A 23694-nucleotide genomic window follows, 5' to 3' on the forward strand; every position below is an offset into this window, starting at 1 on the left:
AGGTAGATCATGAAAAAGCTGCTGCCACTGCTGCTGTTTGCCGCCATGCTCTCCGCCGCGCTGCCGGCGTTCGCCGAGCGGAACCGCTACTCCGCGGACCTCGACGGCCAGCAGGAAGTGCCGCCGGTGAAGACCCAGGCAACCGGGGATCTCAAGCTGAACCTGTACGAGGACATGCTCAGTTTCGAACTGACGGTCACCGGCCTGACCAGTCCCGTTGCGGCCCAGTTGCATCGCGGCAAGCGCGGCGAGAACGGGCCTCCGATAGCGGGGCTTTTCGGCGGGCCGCCCAAAGTCGGCGTGTTCAGCGGGATTTTGGCCGAAGGGACCATCAGCGAGGAGAACCTGTTGGGCGAGCTGCAGGGGAAAAAAGTGGCGGACCTGGTGCGGCTGATCCGCGCGGGTCAAACCTACCTGAACATCATGACCGGCACCTTCCCCGACGGTGAAATCAGGGGGCAGGTCAAGTAGCCCTTCCCTGGAAAGAACGCCATCACGCCGCTACCGTTTTCGGTGCGGCTTTTTTTTGAGCGAAAGACGGCGCAGCGGCAAGCTGGGGGCCATCCCTCGCCGGCTGAGGCGTCGGAGAGATGGTGTCCTCAAGTTGAACGGCCTGTCCTGCGACCCAAAGGGCTTCCTCCCGGAAGAGCCGCGCCTGATGGCTGCCGCCTACTGGCTTGGTTTCGACTGGCGCCTGCTTTTCCAGAAGCCCGACCACCAGGAGTGCTTTTCGGGCTGCTTCGCGTCGTTCTCACCCTCCACCTTCTCACCCGGCTCCTTCCCCTCCCGCGAGCTGTGCTCGATGACCGCGTTCACTACGGCGCCGGTCAGGATGATGAAGCCGCTGATGTACATCCAGAGCAAAAGGACAATGACCGCCCCGAGGCTGCCGTAGGTCTTGTCGTAGGAGCTGAAGTTGTTGATGTAATAGGAAAAGCCGAGAGATATCAGGATCCAGAGGGGGATCACCACCACGGAACCGGGGGATATCCATTTCCAGTTCTGTTCCACGTCCGGGGTGAAGTAGTACACGATGGCGACTGCCAGGGAGAGCAGGAACAGGATGACCGGAACCAGCAGGATGTCCCACACGACCCGGAAGACCATGCCGAAGTCGATCAGGTTTGCAACCATGCTCCCGATCTGGGTCCCGAACATGAGCAGGGCCAGCGAGAGCAGAAACAACAGCGACAGAGCCACTACCAGGAAGATCGCGGTAAGCCGCGCCTTCCAAAACGGCCTCCCTTCCTTCACCTCGTAGAGCTTGTTCATGGCGTCCATGATGGCGACCATGGCGTTCGAGGAGGCCCACAATGCCAGGACCACCCCCAGGGAGAGGAGCCCCTGTTTCTTGTTCATAAAGAGGGCACGGATGTTGTCCTGGAGCAGGTCGAAGGCCTGGCTGGGGAGCAGCCGGGCGGCGCTCTGCAGCACGTAATCCAGCAGGTGGGGGATCGGGAGATAGCCGATGACGGTGGTAAGAAAGAGGAAAAAGGGGAAGATCGCAAAGAGGAAGTAGTAGGCCATTGCCGCGGCATGCGCAGAGCAATCCGCATCGTTTATCTTTTGATAAACGCGCTTGCCTAGTTCCAGATAGCTGATCGACCCCAGCTTGAAATACTTGCGAGGCGAGAACATACGTCTCCTCCCAAGGCTGCGGTACGGTGCCGTCGATCCCTCGGCCCGGCCTGATCGGTTGTATCAGGCGGCTTCTTTTTTCTTCTGCTTCAGGCTCTCCTTCAGCAGTTCCATCATGTCGATCACCTTGCCGGGCTGCGCTGGAGCGGCCGCCGGCTGCGGTTCCCTACCCTGGGCCTTCTCTTGGATGACCCGCTTCAGGTCGTCCAGGTACTTGTCCTTGTACTTGGCGGGGTCGAATTTCGTGGTTAGCTGATCGATGAGCGTCAGGGCAAGTTCCACTTCCTGTTCGCGCAGGTTCTCGGAACCCGGCAGTTTCAGCTCTTCCGGGCTGCGGATCTCGTTTTGGAAGCGGATGTTGTTGAGCACCAGCAGGTCGTCGAGCGGCTTGATCACCGCGAGGCTCCCCCGGTTGCGCAACACGAAGGTCGCAATGCCTACCCTCCCGGATCGTTTCAGCGCCTCGCGCAACAGTGCGTACGCCTTGGTCCCCGACTTGTCGGGCTCCAGGTAGTACGGCTTTTCAAAATAGCGGGTATCGATCTCGCGCTCGTCCACGAAGTCCAGGATGTCGATCAGGTGGGTCTTCTCGACACTGGCGCTTTCGAAGTCCTTGTCGGTGAGGACAATGTACTCGCCGTCGGTGTATTCGTATCCCTTCACGATCTCCTCGTAGGGGACCTCCTTGTTATCCAGCTTGCAGACGCGCAGGTACTTGATCGGACAGAGGTCGCCCTTGCGCAGCATGTCCAGGTCGAGGGTCCTGCTTTCAGAACCGCTGAACAATTTGACCGGGATGTTCACCAGCCCGAAGCTGATGGAACCGGACCACATGGCTCTCATGGTGGATCCTCCTTGCCGGGGGCACCGGTGCCCCCCATGTTCACAGGATAGTGCTCTTTCGGGTCGGCTGGCAACAGCTACCATTGCGGCATGCGCCGGTGTCTCCCGGTTGGATCGGGTGCGTCACGTGGTGATAGCTTCCCCCCTCAAGCAGAGCGGGTTCAGAGGGATTTCGGGATTGACAAACAGGTGCGACGCCCTAAATTTATGAGAGTGCGCCAATGTTTGGTGATCCGGGAGACAGTATGGCGGAAGACAAAAAACAGGAAGAAGTCACCAGACAAGACAGTGGCGGACGACACAGTACGGGGCGCTCTTGGACCAGGTGGCTTCCCGGATCGCGAACAGTGCGCTGGATACTGGGGATATTGCTCGGCATCGCGGTGCTCCTCTACATCGTGTCGTTCTTCATCGACGAGCCGCTGCGCCGCATGACCGAGCGCAAGATCAACCGGGACCTCAAGGGGTACTCGGTCAAACTGCCGGGGCTGCATCTCGCCCTCATCGGGCTTTCCCTCACGCTCAAGGACCTCACCATCATCCAGCAGGCCCATCCCGAACCTCCCGTCGCCAAGTTTCCGGTTCTGAAAGCGAGTGTGCACTGGCGGGAGATCCTCTCCGGGCGCTTGGTCGGCGAGCTGCTGCTGGACCGGCCCAGGCTGCACATCAACCTGTTACAGCTGCGCAGCGAGGCTACCAGCAAGGTGAAACTCAAGGAACGCGGCTGGCAGCAGGCCGTTGAGGATATCTACCCCCTCAAGATCAACACGGTCACCGTCAACGACGCGAACATCACCTACATCGACGAGGACCCCAAGCGGCCGCTGGTGCTCAGCCACCTGAACCTGGAGGCGAGCAACATCCGCAACATACATCTGCCGGACAAGGTCTACCCGTCGTCCTTCCACCTGGAGACCGACATCTTCGGCACCGGCCGAGGCGTCATCGACGGCAAGGCGAACTTCCTGGCCGAGCCGATTCCGGGGGTCAAGGCCGGTTTCAAGCTGGAAAAAATCCCGATGGGCTACTTCAAACCGATGCTGGCGCGCAGCAATCTGGCCATCGAAGGGGGGGTGCTGCACGCCTCGGGCGATACCGAGTACGCCCCGAAAATCAAGAAGGCGCATCTCAAGGAGCTCACCATCCGCGGCATGAAGCTTGACTACGTTCACTCACCGGCCACCGCAGGGGCAGAAAAACGCCGCGCAGCGGTAGTCGGCAAGAGCGCCAAGGAGGTCAGCAACAAGCCGGGCATCCTGATCAGTGTCGATGACCTCAGCCTGAGCGGCTGCAACCTCGGGATGGTGAACCGGGAGCCCGGCAAGACCTACCGGGTCTACCTGGCCGACACGCAGTTCCACCTCAGCAACTTCTCAAACCAATTCGCGCAGGGACCTGCCCAGGCACGACTGGATGGAAAGTTCATGGGAAACGGACCGACCCACGTCACCGGCGCCTTCCGCGCTGAGAAGCAGGGACCAGACCTCGATCTCTACGTAAAGATCGACAACACCCAGTTAACCTCGCTGAACGACCTCTTGCGCGCCTACGGCAACTTCGACGTGGCCGCCGGAACCTTCTCGCTGGTCACCGAACTGCACGTGAAAAACAACGCCATCACCGGGTACCTTAAGCCCTTTTTCAAGGACATGAAGGTCTACGACAAGCGCAAGGACAAGGAAAAGAGCCTGTTCCATAAGGTCTACGAGATGCTGATAGGCGGGGTGGCGAAGCTCTTGGAAAACAGGCCGCGACAACAGGTAGCCACCAAGGCGGACATCTCGGGACCGCTGCAAAGACCGCACACCAGCACCTGGCAGATCATCGTCGAACTGATCCGGAACGCGTTTTTCAAGGCGATCCTGCCGCGTTTTGAACAGGAATACACCTCTGCCGGAAAGCGGTGAGGGCCCCGGGCCCTTTCCCTGTGCGCCACGAAATGCCCCTATTGACAAAATTTTGACCGAGGAAGAGTATTAAAATTAATCAATATAGTGTGGATTGTCTGGCATCTCGGCGTGAGCATCGGGCTTACCGCGGGTCAGTCATCTACCCGGGGAGGAAGCCATGAGAACCATCTTGTTGATCATCGTCGTTTTGCTGCTGGTGGCCGCACTGCCGACGTGGCCTTACAGCGCGAGTTGGGGGTACTACCCAAGTGGCGGCCTGGGTCTGGTTCTCCTGATCCTACTCATCCTGGCCCTGTTGGGGCGGGTCTAGCGACGTCGGGGGCAGCCAGGGCAAGGGGAGGGTGAAATGGCCAGATACGGGAAGAAGGCGCAGGAGAGCGTGGAAGAGGCGATGCACAAGTTCAAGAAAGGCGAGCTCAAAAGCGGGGGGAGCGGGAAGAAGGTAACCAACCCGAAGCAGGCTGTGGCCATCGGGCTTTCCGAAGCTCGCGAAAAAGGTGCGAAGGTGCCGCAACCTGAGAAGAAATAAGCGTCAGGTCACACACCTGAAAAAGGAGAAGATCATGGCAAAGAACATCGCAGTTTTCGGAATATATCGGACCCGTCAGAATGTGGAAGAGGCGGTGCAGGCGTTGCAGAACGCCGATTTCCGCTCCACAGATATCTCGGTTCTCTTCTCTGAGAACCTGGGAACCAAGGACTTCGCCCACGAGAAACACACCAAGATGCCTGAAGGGACCTCGGCCGGCGCCGGAACCGGTGCGGTAATCGGCGGGGCACTGGGCTGGCTGACCGGAATCGGCGCCCTGGCGATACCAGGCATCGGGCCGTTCATCGCAGCCGGGCCGATCGTCTCGCTTTTGGCCGGGATCGGCGCGGGGAGCGTTGTCGGCGGGATCGCAGGAGCATTGGTAGGGATGGGCATCCCGGAGTACGAAGCGAAACGCTACGAGGGGCGCATCAAAGAAGGGGGCATCCTGCTCTCGGTCCACTGCGACAACGCGGACTGGAAGAAACGTGCGGTGGAGATCCTGAAGCAGACAGGTGCCGGCGATGTCGGCATCGAGGGTGAGGCGAAGTCGGATTTCGCGGCTTCGGACAAACCTGGCCATCGGAATCTCACCTGAGTACTCAAACGGACGACCTCCTCTCGCCCTGGTTGAGGAGGTCGTCCTTGCGCGTGGAGCGGAGAGTTCGGCGTAGAGCGACGATCGGAGGACCCAGATGGGCAACAGCGCGGGGAAAGACAGAGCGGCACCCGAACCGGTTTTAGGAGATGGTCTCGACGTACTGCGCAGCGACCACAGCCGAATCCGGCAGCTCTTCGAACTGATCGAGAAAACTGAACCGGCAGAGCTGGCGGAACGCAAAGAGCTCTTCTTCACGCTTCAGGAAGAGCTCTTGGCCCACCTGGAGGCGGAGGAGCGCTTTTTCTACACCGCGCTTGAGCAAAACGACGAGGCGCGCACCCGGATCCTGGAGGGGTACGAAGAACACCAGCTTGCACGGCTGGTGATCGGTGCCTTTACCAGTTTGGCGGGAGACGACGCCCGCTGGACGGCAAAGTTATCGGTGCTGAAAAAGCTGATCACGCGACACATGGACGAGGAAGAGCAGGAACTGTTTGCGCTGGGGAAAAAGGTCTTCAGTCAGGAAGAGTTGCAGGGCCTTTCCCGCAAGGTGCAGGAGGCAAAGCTGTCTGCCCAGACCAAGGCATCTTCGGCCAAGGAGGCAGGCTGATAAGGAACAATCGTCCCGCAGCGAAGCGGGTCGGGCACGCGCAGCACGTGCTTAGATTGGCGCGGCCCTCTTATAAAGGAGGTAGCCATGGACAGCAAAGGGAAACAGGGACAGAAGACGGGCCAAAGTGCAGGCCAAGGCAAGCAACGCTCCGGTTCGGAGCAGACCCGCAGCGGCGTCGGGATGGAGCGGCAAAGCGAGCGGCAGCAGCCAAAGACCACTGAGCAGCAGAAGCAGAAAGAAGGTCAGTCGAAAAGCGGGAAGAAGTAGCTCCGGCGGCTAGCGGAAAGGGTCGCGCCTTTGGTAACGGTGCCGGTGCAGGTCCCCGCGGAAATCGCGAAAGGTGAGAGTGTCATGGCGGGTTCGATAAAAAGTCGAATCCGCCTTTGTTTTTAAAAGGAGAAACATCGCGGGGCAAAGCTGGGGCTCCTGGTTAACCGTCCCCCCTGCCGCGCTTTGCCAGCGCTTTAATCCAAACTCCCTGCTCTGAGTCCGCGCCCTGGCACGGTAAAGTCTGGACCGTTTCCCGCAGCAGCTGGCCTTCGCTTCCGCATGGGGATGTTCTGGGGCGCACGAGCTAGCAAAACACGCTGTGCAACTCAGAAATAGTGGTTCCAAAGCAGACTGACCTCCTCTACCTGGTGCCGGTTGGCGAACTGTCGCGAGTAGAGCAGGCTCAGGCTGTCGTTCTGGGCCAGGCGCAGGTTCTGATCTACTGACACCTTGATGCGGGTACGCTCGTCGCCCAGCTGGAAGCTGAAGGCCGAGGCGCTCAGGTGGAGTTTCCACCACGGGGTGAGCTGCTCCAGCGCCCCCGCACTGACTCCGAGGCCGAGGGCGGCGTCACCGCGCAGACCCGAACCGAGGTTCACATCGACCTCGCCTAGGCCGTACCAGATACCCCCGAACGGAGAGCCGCCGGCGACGCCCCCGCCGGTGTTGAGCCGGTAGATCAGGTGGTCGGTGCCGTCGCGCAGCAGTTCGGTGTCCCAGCCCGTGTTGACCTTCCAGGAGAGCGGTTTGAAGAAGAGGTCGCGTTCGCTGAGCGACAGGATGTCCACCAAGTGCAAGCTGCGCAGACGCACCCCGTCGTCCGGGAGCCGGTAAACGAGAGCGGTCTCCAGGAACTTGATCTGCGCCCCGCGGATGAACCCCTGGTCTGGATCCAGCAGGGTGTGCAGCGCGGTTTGGAAGCCGAGCGCGGCGTACGGCTCGCCACGCCTGATCCCGGCACCAGCGGAAACCCGGGTGCTCTGGTGTCCTGACTCCGGACGCGCCGGTTCCGGAATCCGGTAGAGTTCCTCAGGGGCGGCTCCCAAGGCGCTGCGTTGCGCGAGGAGTTTCAGGTACTTCTTATTGAACTCCTCTTGGGACAGTTCGCGGCGGGCTAGCCGGACCTGGAGGAACTCGATCGCGGCATCGTGGGCAGCGATCTGCTGCCTTCTGTCGAGGCTGTTGACCTCGTCGGCTGAGGCCGCTGCATGGGCCAGACGCCAGGCTGTTTGACGTCCGGTATCGTCCAGAAAGGAGCCGAGATGCCGGATACGGGTACCCTGGGAGGGGCGGTAATGGGGAGCTTCGGCGATCCCGCTGTTAAGGGCGATGTCGATGGTCTGGGTGGGGAGCACGAAGAGCCCGGTGCGCTCGGTGAGCCTCAAAGAGGGCCTGGCCGCCTCGATCAGGAAGAGCAGGTTGTACGAGCAGTTCTCGTCCAAGAAGAAGTACGAGGACTTGATGTTCTGCAACTCCCAGAGGTGGTTCAGCATCGTCTTGACCTCGTCGGGGGAGAGCTTGAGCGGGTACTCCCACATGTCCCGGCGCTCCAGGTCGTTGTACTCCTTCACCTTCACGTAGTAGGGCATCAGCGAATAGAGCCCCTTGTAGCCGCCGAAGATCCCCTTCCAGGCGTAGACGAAACCGTTCGTGTCGGTGGTGACTGCGGCGTAGTTGCCGGCATAGGAGATCAGGTTGCTCTTGCTGCTGCCGTCGATCCGGATCAGCGTGTGGCCGAACATCGAGGCGGGACTGTTGATGTGGCCGACCGGAAAGACCAGCACCGCGCTGCGCCCCTCGACGGCAGCCAAGGCCTTGTCGCGCTCGCTGCAGCGGTACTCCGGAAGCCGTGAGGTATCGATGTCGAGCCTCGAGGCGAGCCAGGCAAAGCGCGCAGGAAACCGGCAGGCGAGATAGCTGCCATCCTGAACCGGAGCCTGAAACATCTGCTCCAAGGTCGCCAGGAGCTCCTCCCGAGGCTCGCTGCGTCCATCCTTGGCCAGGAAGAATGCAGGGTCGTCGATTCGGCTCTTTATGCCGCCCTTCCAGGGGTGGGTGTAGTGCAGCAGGACCTCCCAGGTGCGCTCCTTGGCCAGTGACTGCTTAAGGGCGCGTTGCTGCAGTTCGGCGAGGTAGGAAGCCTCGGCCGCCCCAGCGGGAATCGCGGACAAAAACAAGAGTGGGAGGAGCAAAACGGGGGTTCCGATCAGAACGAGAAGACGGGGAGGGCGGGGAAAGGTCATGGGTTCCTGAGGGTGGACACAGCAAAGGCACACCGAAATCGCTTCGCTGTGCCTTTGCCGCTAAAGACGCTGAAGATTTCAGTTGTTGATCACGGTCAGAGTGTTGTCGATGACTTCGGCAACGACCACGTGCTCAGAGGTGAAGATCCGGCCGAAGTTGTTCTGCAGCTTCGAGTTGAACGCGCCGCTCTGGTCCTGGGCGACACCCAGCAGCTCGCCGTAGGTGTCGAGAGTCTCGCCTTTACCCATGGCGATGTCCTTGGCGAGGTTGTCCATGTTCGCCTGCACGAAGTTGATCAGCTTGTCACTCGAGACGAACTTGCTTGGCTGCTGGCAGTTGGAGGTGCCGGACGAGATGCCGAAGGTCTGGGACCCGGAGGTGCCGTTGGTGGTTGCCTGGAACGCCTGGAGCAGTATTGAGTTGTCGGCCCTGTTTTCCCAGAGCAGGGTCCCGAGACCGCAGCCGGTGTTGCGATGGGCATCTGCTGCGGCGTATGCCGCCCCGGACAGTACGAGGGTTATCGCTACTGCTGAAAGAACCTTTTTCATGGTAGTCCTCCCTGGTTGTGTGGTCCTGCGTGGCTTAGTTGAGATCATCTGTACTGAGCTACCAAAACGGGATGCTGGCTGTTGCCCCCCTCCCGTTTGGTGACAATGATACCATCTTTGTTCCGGGCGGCAAAAAATTCTGTGCGCGCACCGTCGCCACTGAGAATGCCCGTTGAACTGCCGGTTTTAAGGTCCCAATCAAGAGACAGCGTATTCCGGTAGGTGGAGCCCTCGAAGTAGCTGATCTGGTAGTTTACCCGGTCTCCTGACTTCTGGGCGTGCACCCGGTAGCTCGCGTCGCCCGAGGCGAACTTGAAGTCCTTTTCTCCTTGTGCCACGGGGTTTTTGCCGCTCCAGAACTCTATGGTGTTGAAGAGCACGAAGTCGACCAGTGCCGAGACGCCGTAGACCGGGACGATGATGAAGGCCCAGGTGACCAGGCTGCGCACGAACTTGTCGTGTACGCTGCCGTTTAAGGCATAGACCTTTCTGGTCAGCGCCATTTTGCCGTAACAACCCTGCAGAGAAAGTGCGGATATGGCACAAGCAAGCACCATTGCAGTTATTCTTTTCACAATGCACCTCCTATTGTCGACTGACAGATGTTCTGTGACTGGGGAAAACCGGCTGGTGACAGACCGCAGTTCCGGTACCCTCACAAGTGAGCATACCAGTCATCATTTAAGTGGCAAGGCCGTGCAAGATACTGACAGCGGGCTAAAGCGGGAGATCAGCGGCAACAAGCGGGGCAAAGCGGGGAAGCGGGGAGCTGAATCGGAGTGCAAAAAAGCCCCTGGGGAGGGGCTTTGGGGGGAGCGGAAGGTGAACGAGGCTACTCGCTCTTTTTCTCGTCGTCGGGACGGCCGGGCTTGATTTCGATCTCTTCCTTGCCGCTGGAGGCTTTCTTGAAGTTTCTGATGCTCTTGCCCAAGGCGCCGCCGATTTCAGGGAGCCGCCCGGCGCCGAAGACCACGAGGACGATTACTAGGACGACGATGAGTTCCGGCATGCCGAATCCAAACATAGAGGACTCCTCCGTTACAGTTAAGTTGGCGTAGTATCGCACCGTACAACTAAAAAATCAAGCGGTTGGGCGAGCTTGTAGGATAAATGCTTAATTATTAAAATTATTGCACTTTATCGGGAAACTTGTTATAGGCCTTTCATGGTAGACGAACCGCACCCGACGAGGATGGGCCCATGAACAAGATGATTTTACTGGTTGAGGACAACCCCGACGATGAGGCGCTGACCCTGCGGGCGGTGCGCAAGCACATGCCGTACCGCATCGTGGTGGCCCGCGACGGTGCCGAGGCGCTCGATTTCCTGTTCGGTACCGGCCGGTTTGCCGACCGTGACACCTCCGTCAGTCCGCTCCTCGTGCTGCTCGACCTGAAGCTCCCCAAGGTGAACGGGCTCGAGGTGCTGCGCCGGATGCGCGGCGATGCACGGACCCGGATGATCCCCGTGGTGGTCTTCACCTCCTCGACCGAGGAGCAGGACATCTCGGACAGCTACAACCTTGGGGCCAACAGCTACATCCGCAAGCCGGTGGATTACAACCAGTTCTGCTCCGACATGAAGCAGGTGATGACCTACTGGCTCTCCGTGAACCAACTCCCGCCCCAGAGAAACTGCTGCGCCGACTGATCTCGCCCCTGTTGCAATCTTGAGCGTCGTGCTATTATCGGGCGCATGGAACGATTTGAACTGGTAAGTGACTTCAAGCCCAGGGGAGACCAGCCCCGGGCCATCCAGGAACTCTCCGAAGGGGTGCTGCGCGGCGACCGGCACCAGGTGTTGCTCGGGGTGACCGGCTCGGGGAAGACCTTCACGACCGCTCAGGTGGTGGCGGCGGTGAACCGGCCGACCCTGGTGCTCGCCCCCAACAAGACCCTAGCCGCCCAGCTCTACGGTGAGTTCAAGGAACTCTTCCCCAACAACGCCGTCGAGTACTTCGTCTCCTACTACGACTACTACCAGCCCGAGGCCTACCTCCCCACCAGCGACACCTTCATCGAGAAGGACTCCTCGATCAACGACGAGATCGACAAGTTCCGCCACTCCGCCACCCGCAGCCTTTTGACCCGGCGCGACGTCATCATCGTCGCCTCGGTCTCCTGCATCTACGGCATCGGCTCGCCCGAGTCCTACCAGGAGATGCAGATCCGGATCCGCGAGGGGGACACCCTGGAGCGCGACGACCTGCTAAAGCACCTGGTGGGTATCCAGTACGAGAGAAACGACGTCGATTTCCACCGCGGCAGCTTCCGGGTGCGCGGCGACGTGGTCGAGATCTTCCCGGCCCACGACGACGAGCGCGCCTTAAGGGTGGAGTTCTTCGGCGACACCATCGACGCCATCAGCCAGATCGACCCCCTGCGAGGCGTGGTGCTCGGCAAGCTCCCCCGCTTTTCCATATTTCCGGCCTCCCACTACGTGGCGAGCCGCGCCACGCTCGAGCGGGCCGTCGAGCAGATCCGGGTGGAGCTCGAGGAAAGGATCCGCTACTTCAAGAGCCAGAACCAGCTTATCGAGGCACAGCGCATCGAGCAGCGCACCTTCTTCGACATCGAGATGATGGAGGAGATGGGCTTTTGCAACGGGATCGAGAACTACTCGCGCCACTTTGACGGGCGCCAAGCGGGAGAGCCCCCCTACACGCTCATGGACTACTTCCCGTCCGACTTCCTTTTGCTCATCGACGAGTCGCACATCACCGTCTCCCAGGTGGGCGGAATGTACCGCGGCGACCGCAGCCGCAAGGAGACCCTGGTGAACTACGGTTTCCGGCTCCCCTCGGCGCTGGACAACCGGCCGCTCACCTTCCAGGAGTTCTCGGTAAAGCAGCACCAGACCATCTACATCTCGGCGACGCCGGCGGAGTACGAGCTGCAGGCGGCCGGCGGCGTGGTGGTCGAGCAGGTGATCCGCCCGACCGGGCTCACCGACCCCGCCATAGAGGTGCGTCCGGCTGTCGGGCAGGTGGACGACCTGCTGCACGAGGCGCGGCTGACCGCCGAGCGCGGCGAGCGGGTGCTGGTGACCACGCTCACCAAGCGGATGGCCGAGGAGCTCACCGACTACTACCGCGAGCTGGGGATCAGGGTGCGCTACCTGCACTCGGACATCGACACCTTCCAGCGCATGCAGATCCTGCGCGACCTGCGCCTGGGGGAGTTCGACCTCCTGGTGGGGATCAACCTCTTAAGGGAGGGGCTCGACCTCCCCGAGGTCTCCCTGGTGGCGATCCTCGATGCCGACAAGGAGGGGTTCTTGCGCTCCACGCGCTCGCTCATCCAGACCTGCGGGCGCGCCGCGCGCAACGTGGGGGGGCGGGTCATCATGTACGCCGACAAGGTGACCGGCTCGATGCGGGAGACCATCGACGAGACCGAGCGCCGGCGGGCGCTGCAGACCGCCTACAACGAGAAGCACGGCATCACCCCGGAGAGCGTGAAGCGGGTGATCGCCAACACCCTGCAGGCCCCCGAGGAACGGGATTGGGTGACGGTCCCGGTGGCCCAGGACGACCTCGAGGGGATCAAGCCGAAGGATCTCCCCAAGGTGATCAAGCGGCTGAAGAAGGAGATGCTGCAGGCCGCCAAGGAGCAGGAGTTCGAGCGGGCGGCGCAGCTTAGGGACCGGATCAAGAAACTGGAAACCGGAGCTCTCGCGCTGTAAAAGCCGGGCGTAAGCGGGCGACCGGTCCGGCTGGCGCTCCGCCTGAGCCGGTACTACGCACAACGCACAAAAAAAAACCGCGCTGCCTTCGTTAGCAAAAACGGGGGCCGCGCGGTTTTTTTTACTCTCTGCCGGCTACTCGGTGGCGGGGGCGCCCCCCGCGGGTTTCTTGCGCCGGCGTCGCCTGCGCCGTTTCTTCGGCTTTGCCTCGCCAGCCTCGCCGGAGGCGGGAGTTGCGGCCGGCTGCTGCGGTGCGGCCTGCTCCTCGGCAAAGCGCTGCCACCAGTCGGCCAGGGGGCGCTTGGGCGGGTTCAACTGCTCCAAAAAACGCAGGTACGCGAGGGCATCGGGGAAGACGTGGCGGATCACCACGCCGCGCGCGTTGCGGCCCGGGGTCTTCTGGAAGCGCAACTGGCAGGAGATGATCTCGCGCACCGCGATGAGCACCCGGTTCGGGATGGCAACGGTAGCGCAGAGTTCGGCGGCAAAATCGGCCAGCGCCGCGTCAGTGGCGGGCTGGGGCGCGAACCCCTCTTCGCGGAAGCCTGAGACCTTCTCCTCGAGGTATTCGCCGAACATGAGTGCTATGAGCAGCGGGGCCGAGACCTGGCCCCCCGCCCCGATGCGCTCGTCGATCCACTCGAGCGCCTTGCCGACCCGCACGTGGGGGTAGCAGTCCGACTCGCGGGAGAGCCAGGCGTCGAAGTGCGGAAAGAGCGGCTCGAAGAGCCCGTAGTGGCGCAGCATCTGGTAGGTCCGTTCGCCGGCTCCCATCATGAGGAGCTTCAGCACCTCCTCGTAGAGGCGCGGCGGCGTCGCCTTGTTGATGCTGGCGCACAACTCGCCGATCGCCGCTTCGGTCCGGGACTCGACGTTGAAGCCGAGCATCGCCGCAAAGCGGACCGCGCGGATCATGCGTACCGGGTCCTCGGTGAAGCGGACCAGGGGATCGCCTATGGTCCGGATCATCCCGTTTTTCAGGTCTTCCATCCCCCCGACGTGGTCGATGATCGAGAAGTCGGCGATGTTGTAGAAGAGGGCGTTTACGGTGAAGTCGCGGCGCACCGCATCCTCCTCCGGGGTGCCGAAGACGTTGTCCCTGAGCACCATGCCGTCTTCGCTTTTCAGCATCCGGGGGCCGCCCAACAGCTGGCGTCCGTCGCGGCCGTGGCGCGTACCCAGGTCGTCCAGGGCAGGGTCGAGCGCGGCGTCACTCGGTGCCTCGGGGGCAACCGGCTGCTCCGGGAGCTCGTTTTCGGCGTCGTCGTCAGCCTCGGCCGCGTTGCTGTCCGCGCCGGCCCGGAAGGTCGCCACCTCGATGATCTCGTCGTGGAAGTGCAGGTGCGCCAGCCGGAAGCGTCGGCCGATCAGGCGGCAGTTGCGGAAGAGCTTCTTGAGCTGGGTCGGGGTGGCGTCGGTGACGACGTCGAAGTCCTTGGGCTCGCGCCCCAATAGCAGGTCGCGCACCCCGCCGCCCACCAGGTAGGCGGTGAAACCGTGGTCGCGCAGCTTGTAGAGAACCTTGACGCCGTTGGGGCTGAGCTGCGAACGGGAGATGCTGTGCTCGGCGCGGGGAATGATCAGTTTCGTCATATTAGTGTTCATTCCTCACAAGTTAGCACAGATCTTTGCCAAAGGCAAAGGTGTCAGCCGATCTGCCAGCGACCTCATTCACTGAGTCGGGTACCACACGGGGAAAAACTTGTGCCTGTGGCTGGCCCTGAGCACTCTCATAACAATTGACGTGGGTCCCGGTTACACGGTAAAACTGAGCGCCTCCTAGAGTAAAGAGTCGGGCAGCCTTGCGGGAAAAAGGAGTGCCAGATGTCGAGAGAATTCGTGAAAGAGCTGCTTATCAAACATAAAACTGCCGAAGCGCTGGACGCCGGGCAGAAACTGGGGCACCCGCGTCAGGATATGGCCGCGCAGCACAAGCCGCACCTGGATCAGCTGCGCACCGTGGTAGCGCAGCTCGGCCCGGCGCAACTCGCCGCGACCCTCGCGGAACTGTCGCCGGAAGACGTCCCGCTGGTCTGGGGGCTGGTCCCCCACAAGATGGCGGATGCCGTGCTCGACGAGGTCGATGCGCAGCTTAGGGAGGTGCTCGAGCAGCAGCACCGCTCCTACAGCCTGAACGCCTTCGAGCTCGCCGACGGACGGCTCAAGCAGGTGGCGATCAGCTCGTCGCAGGACCTGAACCGGGTCAAGCCGATCTGGGTCGACCTGGTCGATCCCACGCGCACCGACCGGGAATGGATCGGCCACCACTTCGGCCTGGAGATCCCTGACCCGGACGACCTCACCGACCTGGAGGCGAGCGCTCGGTTCTACGTGGAGGAAAACGGCCAGATTCACCTGCACAGCGATTTCCTGCTGGACCGCGAAGGGGATTCGCGCAACATCCCGGTCGCCTTCATCCTGCACGGGGACATCCTGTTCTCGGTGCGCAGCGAGGAGCTCCCGGTGTTCCGGCTGCAGCGACTCAGGGCGCGCACCCAGAAGGGGTACGTCACCGACGGCACGGACATGCTCCTCGACCTCTACGCCGCCGACGCCGAGTACTCAGCGGACTCGCTGGAGGACTGCTACACGGCGCTGGGGGAGGTGGGGAAGCAGGTGCTCAACGAGACCATGACCGACGCCGAGGCCGCCCAGGCGCTGGCCGCGATCGCCGAGCAGGAGGACCTGAACGGCCGCATCCGCAGAAACGTCCTGGACACTCGGCGCGCGCTCACCTTCCTGGTGCGACGCAAGCTCCTCTCGGCGCCGCAGCTGGAGGATGCCCAGCAGATCCTGCGGGACATCGAGTCGCTGGACGGGCACACCGCTTTTCTCTTCGACAAGATCAACTTCCTGATGGACGCCGTGGTCGGTTTCGTCAACGTGAACCAGAACCGGGTGATCTACCGGCTCACCGTTTTGAGCGTGATCTTCATGCCGCTCAACGTGCTGGCCGGTATCGGCGGCATGTCAGAGTTCTCCATGATGACCAAGAATATCCCCTGGCCGCTCTCCTACGGCATCTTCACGGTCAGCATGTTCGTGGTCGCCTGGCTTACCTACGTGATCCTAAGACTCTACGAGCAGCACGCCAGCCGCAAGAAACCGAGCTGAGGCGAGCGTCGCGCGGGGACTTCGCTCCCCGCCAAGGCTTCTGTTTCACGCAGCATCCCCCCTGTACGTTGCTTATGAAGTATCTCTTAGTATGTTCTCGTCTTTTCCTGCTCACTATTAGCTAAAGAACCGCGGAGTTCTGCCGATGTAGTGACTTAGACGGCTTTGCTGCCGATGTCGCTATTGGCGATCTCTCACGGTATGGCAATGTGAACCTTCCTTTGACGAGGAAACAGCTATGAACATTCTTCTCGACCTGTACCTCCACCTGCGCGTCCGCACCAGGATCGTGCTGCTTTGCTTTTGTTACAGTTTCTGTATCGTCATGGCGGTGATAGCAGGGCGCTATTTGTCATTGTCCTTGTGCGTTTTGTCGACGACAGTGTTCGTCTTGTTGGGCATCTTCTTCAGCAGCCTCCTGTTCTGGTCGGTGAACGACGCGCTGAAGCGGATCATCGGTTTTCTCGAAACCATGATCAAGGGGGATCTGACCCAGCCGATCCGGGCGCTGCGCAACAACGAAATCAGCACCATCATCAGGGCTGCAGGTACCCTGCAGAGCACCATGCGGGACATCATCGGGCAGATCCTGCAGACCGCCGACCACGTTGCCAGTGCCTCCCGGCAGTTGAACCAGAACGCCAGCGAGATCGCGGCCGGTACCGATGACGTCGCCGGCAAGACCTCAACCGCCGCGGTGGCCAGCGAGGAGATGGCGGCGACCTCGGGCGAGATCGCCCGCAACTGCCAGAACGCAGCGGAGAGCTCGAACCGCGCCGGCGGCACCGCGCGGGCGGGCGCCGACGTGGTGCGCCAGACCACCAGCGGCATGGAGCGGATCGCGACGCGCGTCAAAGAGGCGGCGAACACCGTGGAACAGCTCGGCTCCCGTTCCGACCAGATCGGCCAGATCGTGGGGACCATCGAGGACATCGCCGACCAGACCAACCTCCTGGCCTTGAACGCGGCCATCGAGGCGGCGCGCGCCGGCGAACAGGGACGCGGCTTTGCCGTGGTTGCCGACGAGGTCCGTGCCCTGGCGGAGCGCACCACCAAGGCCACCCGCGAGATCGGCGAGATGATCCGCGCCATCCAGAACGACACCAGGGGGGCGGTAAGCGCCATCGAGGACGGCGTTAGCGAGGTGGAGCGTGGGGCCGAGCATTCGGTCGCCTCGGGGCGTGCCCTGGAGGAGATCCTCGAGCAGGTGAACGAGGTCACCAGGCAGGTCAGCCACATCGCGACTGCCGCCGAACAGCAAACCAGCACCACCGGCGAGATCTCGGGGAACCTGCAGAGCATCACCCAGGTGTTCCAGCAGACGGCGCGCGGGGTTTCCGAGACCGCGGCGGCTGCGGCGACGCTCTCGCAGCAGTCCGACGAGCTGCTCCGGTTGGTGGGGCGGTTCAGGCTGTAAAAGGGACCCCTGCCGGATGAAACGGGGCAGTCGCGGCGGGCGGCTGCCTTTTTTTGTGCCGAAAAAGGCCTTCTTTGACTTTTGTCATGACGACCCTTGCCCTGTTTTGCTATGCTCCCCACCATGGAAACCGCGAATAAAGCCAGAAAAGAGCACAACGACATCAAGGTCCTTAAGGCCTTCATCGGGACCTACTGCCGTGGCAAGCACGGCTCCGCCAAAGGGGAGCTCTGCCCGGAGTGCACCGGATTCCTGGCCTACGCCGAGCTCAGGCGGCGCAAGTGCCCGCTCGATCCGAAACCGGCCTGCAAGCACTGCCCGATCCACTGTTATTCCAAGGAGCGGCGCGCCCTGATCCGCGAGGTGATGAGCTATTCCGGAAGGCGGCTCATGCTGCGCGGGCGTCTGGACCTGGTTTGGCACTACTTCTTCTAAACACATCCGCGAGCCGTGCTGTTGCAGGCAGAGCTCCGGGAACGCTTACTACCAAACGGGTCGCGCGGCGGCCGGAGAGAGGACGAGATGATTCGTAAAATCGTGCAGATCGACAAGGACAAGTGTGACGGCTGCGGCCTGTGTGTACCCTCCTGCGCCGAGGGGGCGATCAGGATCGTGAACGGCAAGGCCGAGATCGCCGCCGACAACCTGTGCGACGGGCTGGGCGCCTGCCTGGGCGAGTGCCCGCAGGACGCCATCACCATCATCGAGCGCCACGCCGATGCCTTCGACGAGGACGCGGTGGAAAAGCACCTGGAGGCGAACGGTATCGTCCCCAAGGCCGACGGCCACGCCCATCCGGCTCCGCACCATGGTCATGGTCATGGTGGCGGGTGTCCCGGTTCCCGGGCCATGAGCTTCGCCCCGACCTCTAAGCAGCAGGAGGAACCGGTCAGCACGGCATCCCGGCAGAGCCAGCTCGCCCAGTGGCCGGTACAGCTGCACCTGGTCCCGGTCACGGCCCCCTATTTCCAGGGCGCGGATCTCCTCATCACCGCCGACTGCGTCCCCTTCGCCTACGCCGACTACCACCGCGACTTCCTGGCCGGCAAGGCTGTGGTAATCGGCTGCCCGAAGCTCGACGACAACAACGCCTACGTCACCAAGCTGACCGAGCTGTTCCGGGTCTCCGACATCAAGAGCATCACCGTCTTGAAGATGGAGGTCCCCTGCTGCGGCGGGATCGCCATGGCGGCCCAGCGGGCCCTCGCCGACTGCGGCAAGGAAATCCCCTTCAAGGTGGTAACTGTCAGTATTCGCGGGGAAGTCGTCGGTTAACCGAGGGGCGTTGCGGATGCTTGAACGAGGCCGGCTGACGCGGTAAAGACAAATCGGATGCTTTTTATCTTTTTTGATTGACAAGTGTCATAGCTGCTGGTACAGTTTGCCACGTTAGCTACCTCACACAGTTAAAAAGGAGACCGCACGCATGAGTCTTACTACCTTGGTTACTCAGGAAGCTCCCGATTTCACCGCACAGGCAGTCCTTCCCGACAACTCGTTTGCAGAAATTACTTTGTCGAAATACCGGGGCAAGTACGTCGTGCTGTTTTTCTACCCGCTCGACTTCACCTTTGTCTGCCCCTCTGAGATACTTGCCTTCAATAAAAGGGTTGCTGAGTTCAAGGAAAAGAACTGCGAAGTCATAGGCGTCTCCGTTGACTCGAAGTTCACGCACCTCGCCTGGAAAAACACCGCGGTTGATCAAGGCGGTATCGGGAACGTCCAGTATCCCCTGGTGGAAGACCTGACGAAGGACATCGCCCGGTCGTACGGGATCCTGCTTCCGGCAGGCGTGGCCTTGCGCGGCCTGTTCCTGATCGACACCAAAGGGGTGGTGCGCCACAGCATCATCAACGACCTGCCGCTGGGCCGCAGTGTCGGCGAGGCGCTGCGTATGCTCGACGCGCTGCAGTTCGTCGAGACTCACGGTGGCGAAGTCTGCCCTGCCAACTGGCAGGAAGGCGCCGAGTCCATGAAGCCTACCAAGGAAGGTGTTTCGCAGTACCTCGCCAAGCACGGCAAATAGTAACGTAACAGCGGCAAGGCGTGGCGTAACAGCAGCACGCAGCACCGGCAGAGAGCAGCAGTTTTCAGGCAGTACTTTCTTCTTCTCCTTGTAGCACGACAAAAAACGGCGCGATCCTCATGGGTTGGCGCCGTTTTTTGTGGTGCGCCGCAACGCGGCGGAGCGCTCCGGCAGCGAAATTCCCCGCAATTCTGCCTGCTTGCCAAGGTCTGACAATTATGTTAAAAGAACCAAGGCTGGCTGCCCTGGCCGGCATCACAGGTGCTAAGGAGTGAAAATGCGTACTAAAGTGACCATGTCGTCCTTGCTGTTACTCGTGCTTCTTGCCAGCGGCACCTGTTTCGCCCTTGAAGAGACCCAACCCGAGGCGGTGACCGAGAAGATGGCCTTCAAGTTGGTGCGCGGGGTGGCCAACGTGACAACCTCCGTCGTCGAGATCCCCAAACAGTCCTACCTGATGGTGCGCGACCGCGGCAAGGTAGGCTACGTGGTCGGACCGCTCAAGGGGATGGGGATGGCGTTTTACCGTCTCTTCTCCGGTCTTACCGAAACCATCTTCTTCGCGGTTCCCCAGCCCGGTTACTACGACCCGATGATCGCCCCGGAGTTCGTCTGGCAGGGGTGGGAAGAAAAAAGGGTCGAGCCCCGGAAGGTAACAACCGACGTTGCAGAGAAAAAGGGAGAGTGATATGCGCACCACACGCGCGGCACGCCTGGCCGTTCTGCTCATAGCGCTGTTGTTCGCGGCGTCCGGGCCGGCGCTGGCTGGCGGTCTCGACAAAACCCTGGAGGACGCCTCGCCCCAGCAGGTGGTGGACGGTATGGCCAACAAACTGGTGCGCGGGGTGGCCAACATCGCCACCGGCTGGCTCGAGATCCCCAAGCAGATCTACATCACCTGGAAGGAAGAGGGGGCCGCCAAGGGGCTCACGGTCGGTCCCGTTAAGGGGATCGGCATGACCCTGGTGCGCACCGGCGCCGGGGTCGGCGAGACGCTCACCTTCCCGGTCTCCTATCCCGGTTTTTACGACCCGTTCTTCGATCCTGCCTACGTGTGGCAAAAGGAGTAACGGCGCACCGCGAAGCTGAAAAGGCCGGTCCCCTCGTGGGGCCGGCCTTTTTTTTGCGCACGCGGTGTGCGGACAACAAAAAAGGCCGCATCTTGCGATGCGGCCTTTTTTACTACCTGAAAGGAAGAATTACTTCGCAGCCGGAGCAGCTTCTTCTTTCTTCTCTTCTTTCTTAGCAGCGTCTTTCTTAGCGGCTTTCTTAGCTTTCTTTGCTTTCTTAGCTTTCTTAACCGGAGCTTTCTCTTCTTTCTTCTCAGCAGCCGGAGCGGCAGCCGGAGCAGCCGGGGTAGCGTCAGCAGCGAAAACAACGCCAGCGAAAGCAACAGCAACGAGAGCAGCAACTACGGAGGACAGAACTTTTTTCATGGTGTAGCTCCTTGTAAAGTGATAGATGTCTGACCAATTAGCGAAGAGCGTGCCACTTTCTCATTGGAAACGTAAATCTTGCAGAAACGGCAAGATACGGAACAAGCCGTGCTGCGGCACCGGTAAGCAATCGTCAGGATCCACCCCATATGCTCCACGGGGTGCCGCAAATGGGGTATCCTGTAGGGCTGTTCCGGGCGGCGCTGCAAGGATAATACCTTGCCAGTAACGAGGTAGATTTGCTACTATGTCCGGTCACAGCTTTAACGGCTAATCTGGGGGATTTTTGCGCAATAACAGTCTTTTGTCGGTCGAAAAGCCCGCCCGTTACCTGGGCGGTGAGATGGGTACCACTATCGGCAGGGAAACTGGGCTCTCGTTCGTGCTCGCGTTTCCTGACGTTTATGAAGTAGGGATGAGCCACCTGGGGCTGCAGGTGCTCTACGGTGTACTGAAGGGGGTCCCCTGGATCACGCCGGAGCGGGTCTACGCCCCTTGGCCGGACCGGGAGGAGCAGCTGCGCCAGGAGGGGATAACGCTCGCCACCCTGGAGAACGGCACACCGCTCAAAGAGGCCGACATCCTCGGTTTCACGCTGCAGTACGAGCTCTCCTATACCAACATCCTGAACATGCTGGAGCTCTCCGGCATTCCCCTCCTGGCCGAGGAACGCCCGGCCGGCTACCCGCTGGTCATCGCCGGCGGCCCCTGCGCCTACAACCCGGAGCCGCTCGCCGAGTTCTTCGACGCCTTCCTGATCGGCGACGGCGAGGAGGCGGCGCTCGAGATCGCCGCCTGCGTGAGCGCCTGGAAGGAAGAGGGACTCGACAAGGGGGTGCTGTTGGAGCGCCTCGCCAAGATTGAGGGGGTCTACGTCCCGAGCTTTTTCACGGTGGAGTACGACCACGTCGGGCGGGTGAGCGCCATCGTGCCGCTCAAGCCGGAGTACGCCACGATCAGGCGCCGCTTCGTCGCCGACCTGGAGAAGGCCCACTACCCGACGGCTCCGGTGGTCCCCTTCTTAAAGACGGTACACGACCGGGTCAGCGTCGAGATCTCGCGCGGCTGCACCCGCGGCTGCCGCTTCTGCCAGGCGGGGTACATCTACCGTCCGGTGCGCGAGCGCAGCCCCGAGCGGGTGCTCGAGCTGGTCGAGGAGACTTTCCGCAACACAGGCTACGACGAGGTGTCGCTGCTCTCCCTCTCCACCGGCGACTACGGCTGCCTCACCCCGCTCATCAAGGGGCTCATGGACCGCTACGCCGCGCAGAAAAAAGCGGTATCGCTCCCCTCCATGCGGGTCGGGAGCCTCTCCCCCGAGATGGCGGAAGAGGTGCGCCGGGTGAGAAAGACCGGCTTCACCCTGGCCCCCGAGGCGGGGAGCGAGCGCCTGAGGCGGGTGATCAACAAGGGGATCACCGAGGCGGCGCTTCTGGACAACGCCCGTGCCGTCTTCGGCGCCGGCTGGCGGGTGATCAAGCTCTACTACATGATCGGCCTTCCCACCGAGACCATGGACGACGTCCAGGGGATCGTGGAGCTTTCCCGCGAGGTGAAGCGCCAGGGGAAGTTCGCCGGCACCGGCGGCGACGTCAACGTTTCGGTATCGAGCTTCGTCCCCAAGCCGCACACCCCCTTTCAGTGGGAGCCGCAGATCTCCGAGGCCGAGATCGTCGAGAAGCAGCACTACCTCAAGGACGAACTCAGGAAAAAGAAGCTGATCCTCAAGTGGCAGGACGCCTCGCTCTCCATGCTCGAAGGGGTCTTTGCGCGTGGCGACCGCCGGCTCTCCCGGCTCCTTATCGAGGCGCACCGACTCGGGTGTCGCTTCGACGGCTGGTGGGAGCACTACGACAAGCACAAGTGGAGCGAGGCCTTCCTGAAGGTCGGGCTCGATCCGCGCTTCTACCACCGGCGCCGGGAACTGGACGAGGTGCTCCCCTGGGACCACATCGACTGCGGCGTGACCCGCGACTACCTCATGAAGGAGTGCCAGGCGGCGCTCGTGGAGGCGGCCACCCCGGACTGCCGCGGCGCGGCCTGCACCGGTTGCGGCGTCTGCGACTTCAAGGAGCTGAAGCTGAGGCTCAATCCCGCGGTCCCCTTCGAGACCTACGCGGTTCCCTGCGAGGAGGCTCCCTTCAGCGAAGATGCCAACCGCATCCGGGTGCGCTTCGAGAAGGTGGGGCGCATGCGCTACTTAAGCCACCTGGAGCAACAGACCCTCTTCATCCGGGCCGTGGGGCGCGCGGGGATCCCGATCCGCTACTCGCAGGGGTTCCATCCGCACCCGAAGTTCTCGTTTGCCACCGCGCTTTCGGTGGGGGTCGAATCGTACGCCGAGTACATGGACTTCGAGGTGGAGGCCGGCTACCGCGCCCAGACCCTGAAGGACGCGCTGAACGGCACGCTCCCCGAGGGGATCCGGGTGCTCGAGGTGCAGGACATTCCGCTGCGGGCGCCGTCCTTGTCGGTGATCATGGAGCGGGTGCGCTACCGGGTCACCCTCCCGGCGCACCTGGCCGCGGGGCTCGACCAGCTGGTCGGGCGCTTCCTGGCTCTCGAGTCGGCGCCCTTGAGGCGCGAGAAGAAGGGGAAGGTCGTCGAATTCGACCTGCGCCACGAGCTCTTCGATCTAAAGGCCGAGGGTGCGGCGCTCGAGATGGTGGTGGGGCGCGGCAAACCCGCGGAGTACGCCGCTGCCATCCTGGGGGTGCCGGTCGAGGAGCTGCGCGAGGCGCGGCTGGAGAAGCTGGAAGTGCTCTTCTCCGAGAACGCGATTCAGGCCCAGTAGGGCCCCAGCGCCGGCCGGGCTCCGACC

The 23694-nt window shown here is 61.8% G+C and carries 25 protein-coding genes; 17 read left to right on the plus strand and 8 right to left on the minus strand.

Annotated features, from left to right (window positions below):
- The first annotated feature begins 9 nt into the window (after nucleotides 1-9).
- Nucleotides 10-471 (plus strand): CHRD domain-containing protein, encoded by a 462-nt coding sequence (locus GMST_RS06090; protein ID WP_183353734.1) that lies wholly within the window; start codon nucleotides 10-12, stop codon nucleotides 469-471.
- Nucleotides 472-669: 198 nt separating this feature from the next.
- Here the strand turns inward: GMST_RS06090 and GMST_RS06095 are convergent, their stop codons facing one another.
- On the minus strand, nucleotides 670-1638 hold the full coding sequence (locus tag GMST_RS06095; RefSeq protein ID WP_183353735.1) for a YihY/virulence factor BrkB family protein: 969 nt from the start codon (nucleotides 1636-1638) through the stop codon (nucleotides 670-672).
- Between the two features lie 63 nt (nucleotides 1639-1701).
- Nucleotides 1702-2481, minus strand: coding sequence for a non-homologous end joining protein Ku (gene ku / locus GMST_RS06100; RefSeq protein WP_183353736.1), 780 nt, complete (start codon nucleotides 2479-2481; stop codon nucleotides 1702-1704).
- Between the two features lie 347 nt (nucleotides 2482-2828).
- Here ku and GMST_RS06105 point away from each other — a divergent pair, with 347 nt between their 5' ends.
- The 6 genes from GMST_RS06105 (at nucleotide 2829) to GMST_RS06130 (ending at nucleotide 6401) form a co-directional block, all read left to right on the plus strand.
- Nucleotides 2829-4388, plus strand: coding sequence for a DUF748 domain-containing protein (locus tag GMST_RS06105; protein WP_246399208.1), 1560 nt, complete (start codon nucleotides 2829-2831; stop codon nucleotides 4386-4388).
- Between the two features lie 160 nt (nucleotides 4389-4548).
- Nucleotides 4549-4701: a DUF3309 family protein gene (locus GMST_RS06110; RefSeq protein WP_183353738.1), complete on the plus strand. Its 153-nt coding sequence runs from the start codon at nucleotides 4549-4551 to the stop codon at nucleotides 4699-4701.
- 36 nt (nucleotides 4702-4737) lie between these two features.
- A complete protein-coding gene (locus GMST_RS06115) occupies nucleotides 4738-4920 on the plus strand; it encodes a DUF6496 domain-containing protein (protein ID WP_183353739.1) in 183 nt (60 codons plus the stop codon).
- Nucleotides 4921-4954: 34 nt separating this feature from the next.
- Complete coding sequence (locus GMST_RS06120) at nucleotides 4955-5518, plus strand: quinol:electron acceptor oxidoreductase subunit ActD (protein ID WP_183353740.1); 564 nt, start codon at nucleotides 4955-4957, stop codon at nucleotides 5516-5518.
- Nucleotides 5519-5615: 97 nt separating this feature from the next.
- The gene (locus tag GMST_RS06125; protein ID WP_183353741.1) at nucleotides 5616-6131 is read left to right on the plus strand and encodes a hemerythrin domain-containing protein; all 516 of its coding nucleotides are present in this window, start codon (nucleotides 5616-5618) and stop codon (nucleotides 6129-6131) included.
- An 87-nt stretch (nucleotides 6132-6218) separates the two neighbouring features.
- Nucleotides 6219-6401 carry a hypothetical protein gene (locus GMST_RS06130; RefSeq protein ID WP_183353742.1) on the plus strand — a complete coding sequence of 61 codons (183 nt, stop codon included), beginning with the start codon at nucleotides 6219-6221 and terminating at the stop codon, nucleotides 6399-6401.
- A gap of 329 nt (nucleotides 6402-6730) precedes the next feature.
- On the opposite strand, the gene GMST_RS06135 is transcribed toward GMST_RS06130, so the two are convergent.
- From GMST_RS06135 to GMST_RS06150, 4 genes are all read right to left on the minus strand, one after another.
- Nucleotides 6731-8596, minus strand: coding sequence for an Lnb N-terminal periplasmic domain-containing protein (locus GMST_RS06135; protein WP_246399210.1), 1866 nt, complete (start codon nucleotides 8594-8596; stop codon nucleotides 6731-6733).
- Between the two features lie 129 nt (nucleotides 8597-8725).
- Entirely contained in the window at nucleotides 8726-9196 is a 471-nt protein-coding gene (locus tag GMST_RS06140; RefSeq protein WP_183353744.1) for a DUF3015 family protein, read from the minus strand.
- A gap of 44 nt (nucleotides 9197-9240) precedes the next feature.
- Nucleotides 9241-9771, minus strand: a complete 531-nt coding sequence (locus GMST_RS06145; protein ID WP_183353745.1) for a DUF3332 domain-containing protein — start codon at nucleotides 9769-9771, stop codon at nucleotides 9241-9243.
- Nucleotides 9772-10028: 257 nt separating this feature from the next.
- Entirely contained in the window at nucleotides 10029-10220 is a 192-nt protein-coding gene (locus tag GMST_RS06150; RefSeq protein WP_183353746.1) for a twin-arginine translocase TatA/TatE family subunit, read from the minus strand.
- Nucleotides 10221-10396: 176 nt separating this feature from the next.
- Here GMST_RS06150 and GMST_RS06155 point away from each other — a divergent pair, with 176 nt between their 5' ends.
- Together GMST_RS06155 and uvrB are read left to right on the plus strand one after the other, a co-directional pair.
- On the plus strand, nucleotides 10397-10846 hold the full coding sequence (locus GMST_RS06155; RefSeq protein ID WP_183353747.1) for a response regulator: 450 nt from the start codon (nucleotides 10397-10399) through the stop codon (nucleotides 10844-10846).
- Nucleotides 10847-10891: 45 nt separating this feature from the next.
- Nucleotides 10892-12880 (plus strand): excinuclease ABC subunit UvrB, encoded by a 1989-nt coding sequence (uvrB, locus tag GMST_RS06160; RefSeq protein WP_183353748.1) that lies wholly within the window; start codon nucleotides 10892-10894, stop codon nucleotides 12878-12880.
- Nucleotides 12881-13015: 135 nt separating this feature from the next.
- Here the strand turns inward: uvrB and GMST_RS06165 are convergent, their stop codons facing one another.
- The gene (locus tag GMST_RS06165) at nucleotides 13016-14485 is read right to left on the minus strand and encodes a tRNA nucleotidyltransferase/poly(A) polymerase-related protein (protein WP_183353749.1); all 1470 of its coding nucleotides are present in this window, start codon (nucleotides 14483-14485) and stop codon (nucleotides 13016-13018) included.
- A 219-nt stretch (nucleotides 14486-14704) separates the two neighbouring features.
- Here GMST_RS06165 and GMST_RS06170 point away from each other — a divergent pair, with 219 nt between their 5' ends.
- The 7 genes from GMST_RS06170 (at nucleotide 14705) to GMST_RS06200 (ending at nucleotide 20507) form a co-directional block, all read left to right on the plus strand.
- Nucleotides 14705-15994 (plus strand): magnesium and cobalt transport protein CorA, encoded by a 1290-nt coding sequence (locus GMST_RS06170; RefSeq protein ID WP_183353750.1) that lies wholly within the window; start codon nucleotides 14705-14707, stop codon nucleotides 15992-15994.
- A 238-nt stretch (nucleotides 15995-16232) separates the two neighbouring features.
- Nucleotides 16233-17411 carry a methyl-accepting chemotaxis protein gene (locus GMST_RS06175; RefSeq protein ID WP_183353751.1) on the plus strand — a complete coding sequence of 393 codons (1179 nt, stop codon included), beginning with the start codon at nucleotides 16233-16235 and terminating at the stop codon, nucleotides 17409-17411.
- A 96-nt stretch (nucleotides 17412-17507) separates the two neighbouring features.
- Nucleotides 17508-17846 carry a nitrous oxide-stimulated promoter family protein gene (locus GMST_RS06180; RefSeq protein ID WP_308936485.1) on the plus strand — a complete coding sequence of 113 codons (339 nt, stop codon included), beginning with the start codon at nucleotides 17508-17510 and terminating at the stop codon, nucleotides 17844-17846.
- 87 nt (nucleotides 17847-17933) lie between these two features.
- A complete protein-coding gene (locus tag GMST_RS06185) occupies nucleotides 17934-18686 on the plus strand; it encodes an ATP-binding protein (RefSeq protein ID WP_183353752.1) in 753 nt (250 codons plus the stop codon).
- 151 nt (nucleotides 18687-18837) lie between these two features.
- The gene (locus GMST_RS06190) at nucleotides 18838-19437 is read left to right on the plus strand and encodes a peroxiredoxin (protein WP_183353753.1); all 600 of its coding nucleotides are present in this window, start codon (nucleotides 18838-18840) and stop codon (nucleotides 19435-19437) included.
- Between the two features lie 277 nt (nucleotides 19438-19714).
- The gene (locus GMST_RS06195; protein ID WP_183353754.1) at nucleotides 19715-20125 is read left to right on the plus strand and encodes an exosortase system-associated protein, TIGR04073 family; all 411 of its coding nucleotides are present in this window, start codon (nucleotides 19715-19717) and stop codon (nucleotides 20123-20125) included.
- Between the two features lies 1 nt (nucleotide 20126).
- Nucleotides 20127-20507 (plus strand): exosortase system-associated protein, TIGR04073 family, encoded by a 381-nt coding sequence (locus GMST_RS06200; protein ID WP_183353755.1) that lies wholly within the window; start codon nucleotides 20127-20129, stop codon nucleotides 20505-20507.
- A 129-nt stretch (nucleotides 20508-20636) separates the two neighbouring features.
- Here GMST_RS06200 and GMST_RS06205 read toward each other — a convergent pair whose 3' ends face one another.
- Nucleotides 20637-20873 carry a hypothetical protein gene (locus tag GMST_RS06205; protein ID WP_183353756.1) on the minus strand — a complete coding sequence of 79 codons (237 nt, stop codon included), beginning with the start codon at nucleotides 20871-20873 and terminating at the stop codon, nucleotides 20637-20639.
- Between the two features lie 286 nt (nucleotides 20874-21159).
- Here GMST_RS06205 and GMST_RS06210 point away from each other — a divergent pair, with 286 nt between their 5' ends.
- The gene (locus GMST_RS06210) at nucleotides 21160-23667 is read left to right on the plus strand and encodes a TIGR03960 family B12-binding radical SAM protein (RefSeq protein WP_183353757.1); all 2508 of its coding nucleotides are present in this window, start codon (nucleotides 21160-21162) and stop codon (nucleotides 23665-23667) included.
- The last annotated feature ends 27 nt before the right edge of the window (nucleotides 23668-23694 follow it).

This window comes from Geomonas silvestris (assembly GCF_014193515.1).
GTDB lineage: Bacteria > Desulfobacterota > Desulfuromonadia > Geobacterales > Geobacteraceae > Geomonas > Geomonas silvestris.

Excerpts from the sequence above, each read along its gene's own strand:
- GMST_RS06090 (WP_183353734.1), top strand. The coding sequence starts at position 10 with ATGAAAAAGCTGCTGCCACTGCTGCTGTTTGCCGCCATGCTCTCCGCC.
- GMST_RS06095 (WP_183353735.1), bottom strand. The coding sequence starts at position 1,638 with ATGTTCTCGCCTCGCAAGTATTTCAAGCTGGGGTCGATCAGCTATCTG.
- ku (WP_183353736.1), bottom strand. The coding sequence starts at position 2,481 with ATGAGAGCCATGTGGTCCGGTTCCATCAGCTTCGGGCTGGTGAACATC.
- GMST_RS06110 (WP_183353738.1), top strand. The coding sequence starts at position 4,549 with ATGAGAACCATCTTGTTGATCATCGTCGTTTTGCTGCTGGTGGCCGCA.
- GMST_RS06115 (WP_183353739.1), top strand. The coding sequence starts at position 4,738 with ATGGCCAGATACGGGAAGAAGGCGCAGGAGAGCGTGGAAGAGGCGATG.
- GMST_RS06120 (WP_183353740.1), top strand. The coding sequence starts at position 4,955 with ATGGCAAAGAACATCGCAGTTTTCGGAATATATCGGACCCGTCAGAAT.
- GMST_RS06125 (WP_183353741.1), top strand. The coding sequence starts at position 5,616 with ATGGGCAACAGCGCGGGGAAAGACAGAGCGGCACCCGAACCGGTTTTA.
- GMST_RS06130 (WP_183353742.1), top strand. The coding sequence starts at position 6,219 with ATGGACAGCAAAGGGAAACAGGGACAGAAGACGGGCCAAAGTGCAGGC.
- GMST_RS06140 (WP_183353744.1), bottom strand. The coding sequence starts at position 9,196 with ATGAAAAAGGTTCTTTCAGCAGTAGCGATAACCCTCGTACTGTCCGGG.
- GMST_RS06150 (WP_183353746.1), bottom strand. The coding sequence starts at position 10,220 with ATGTTTGGATTCGGCATGCCGGAACTCATCGTCGTCCTAGTAATCGTC.
- GMST_RS06155 (WP_183353747.1), top strand. The coding sequence starts at position 10,397 with ATGAACAAGATGATTTTACTGGTTGAGGACAACCCCGACGATGAGGCG.
- uvrB (WP_183353748.1), top strand. The coding sequence starts at position 10,892 with ATGGAACGATTTGAACTGGTAAGTGACTTCAAGCCCAGGGGAGACCAG.
- GMST_RS06165 (WP_183353749.1), bottom strand. The coding sequence starts at position 14,485 with ATGAACACTAATATGACGAAACTGATCATTCCCCGCGCCGAGCACAGC.
- GMST_RS06170 (WP_183353750.1), top strand. The coding sequence starts at position 14,705 with ATGTCGAGAGAATTCGTGAAAGAGCTGCTTATCAAACATAAAACTGCC.
- GMST_RS06175 (WP_183353751.1), top strand. The coding sequence starts at position 16,233 with ATGAACATTCTTCTCGACCTGTACCTCCACCTGCGCGTCCGCACCAGG.
- GMST_RS06185 (WP_183353752.1), top strand. The coding sequence starts at position 17,934 with ATGATTCGTAAAATCGTGCAGATCGACAAGGACAAGTGTGACGGCTGC.
- GMST_RS06190 (WP_183353753.1), top strand. The coding sequence starts at position 18,838 with ATGAGTCTTACTACCTTGGTTACTCAGGAAGCTCCCGATTTCACCGCA.
- GMST_RS06195 (WP_183353754.1), top strand. The coding sequence starts at position 19,715 with ATGCGTACTAAAGTGACCATGTCGTCCTTGCTGTTACTCGTGCTTCTT.
- GMST_RS06200 (WP_183353755.1), top strand. The coding sequence starts at position 20,127 with ATGCGCACCACACGCGCGGCACGCCTGGCCGTTCTGCTCATAGCGCTG.
- GMST_RS06205 (WP_183353756.1), bottom strand. The coding sequence starts at position 20,873 with ATGAAAAAAGTTCTGTCCTCCGTAGTTGCTGCTCTCGTTGCTGTTGCT.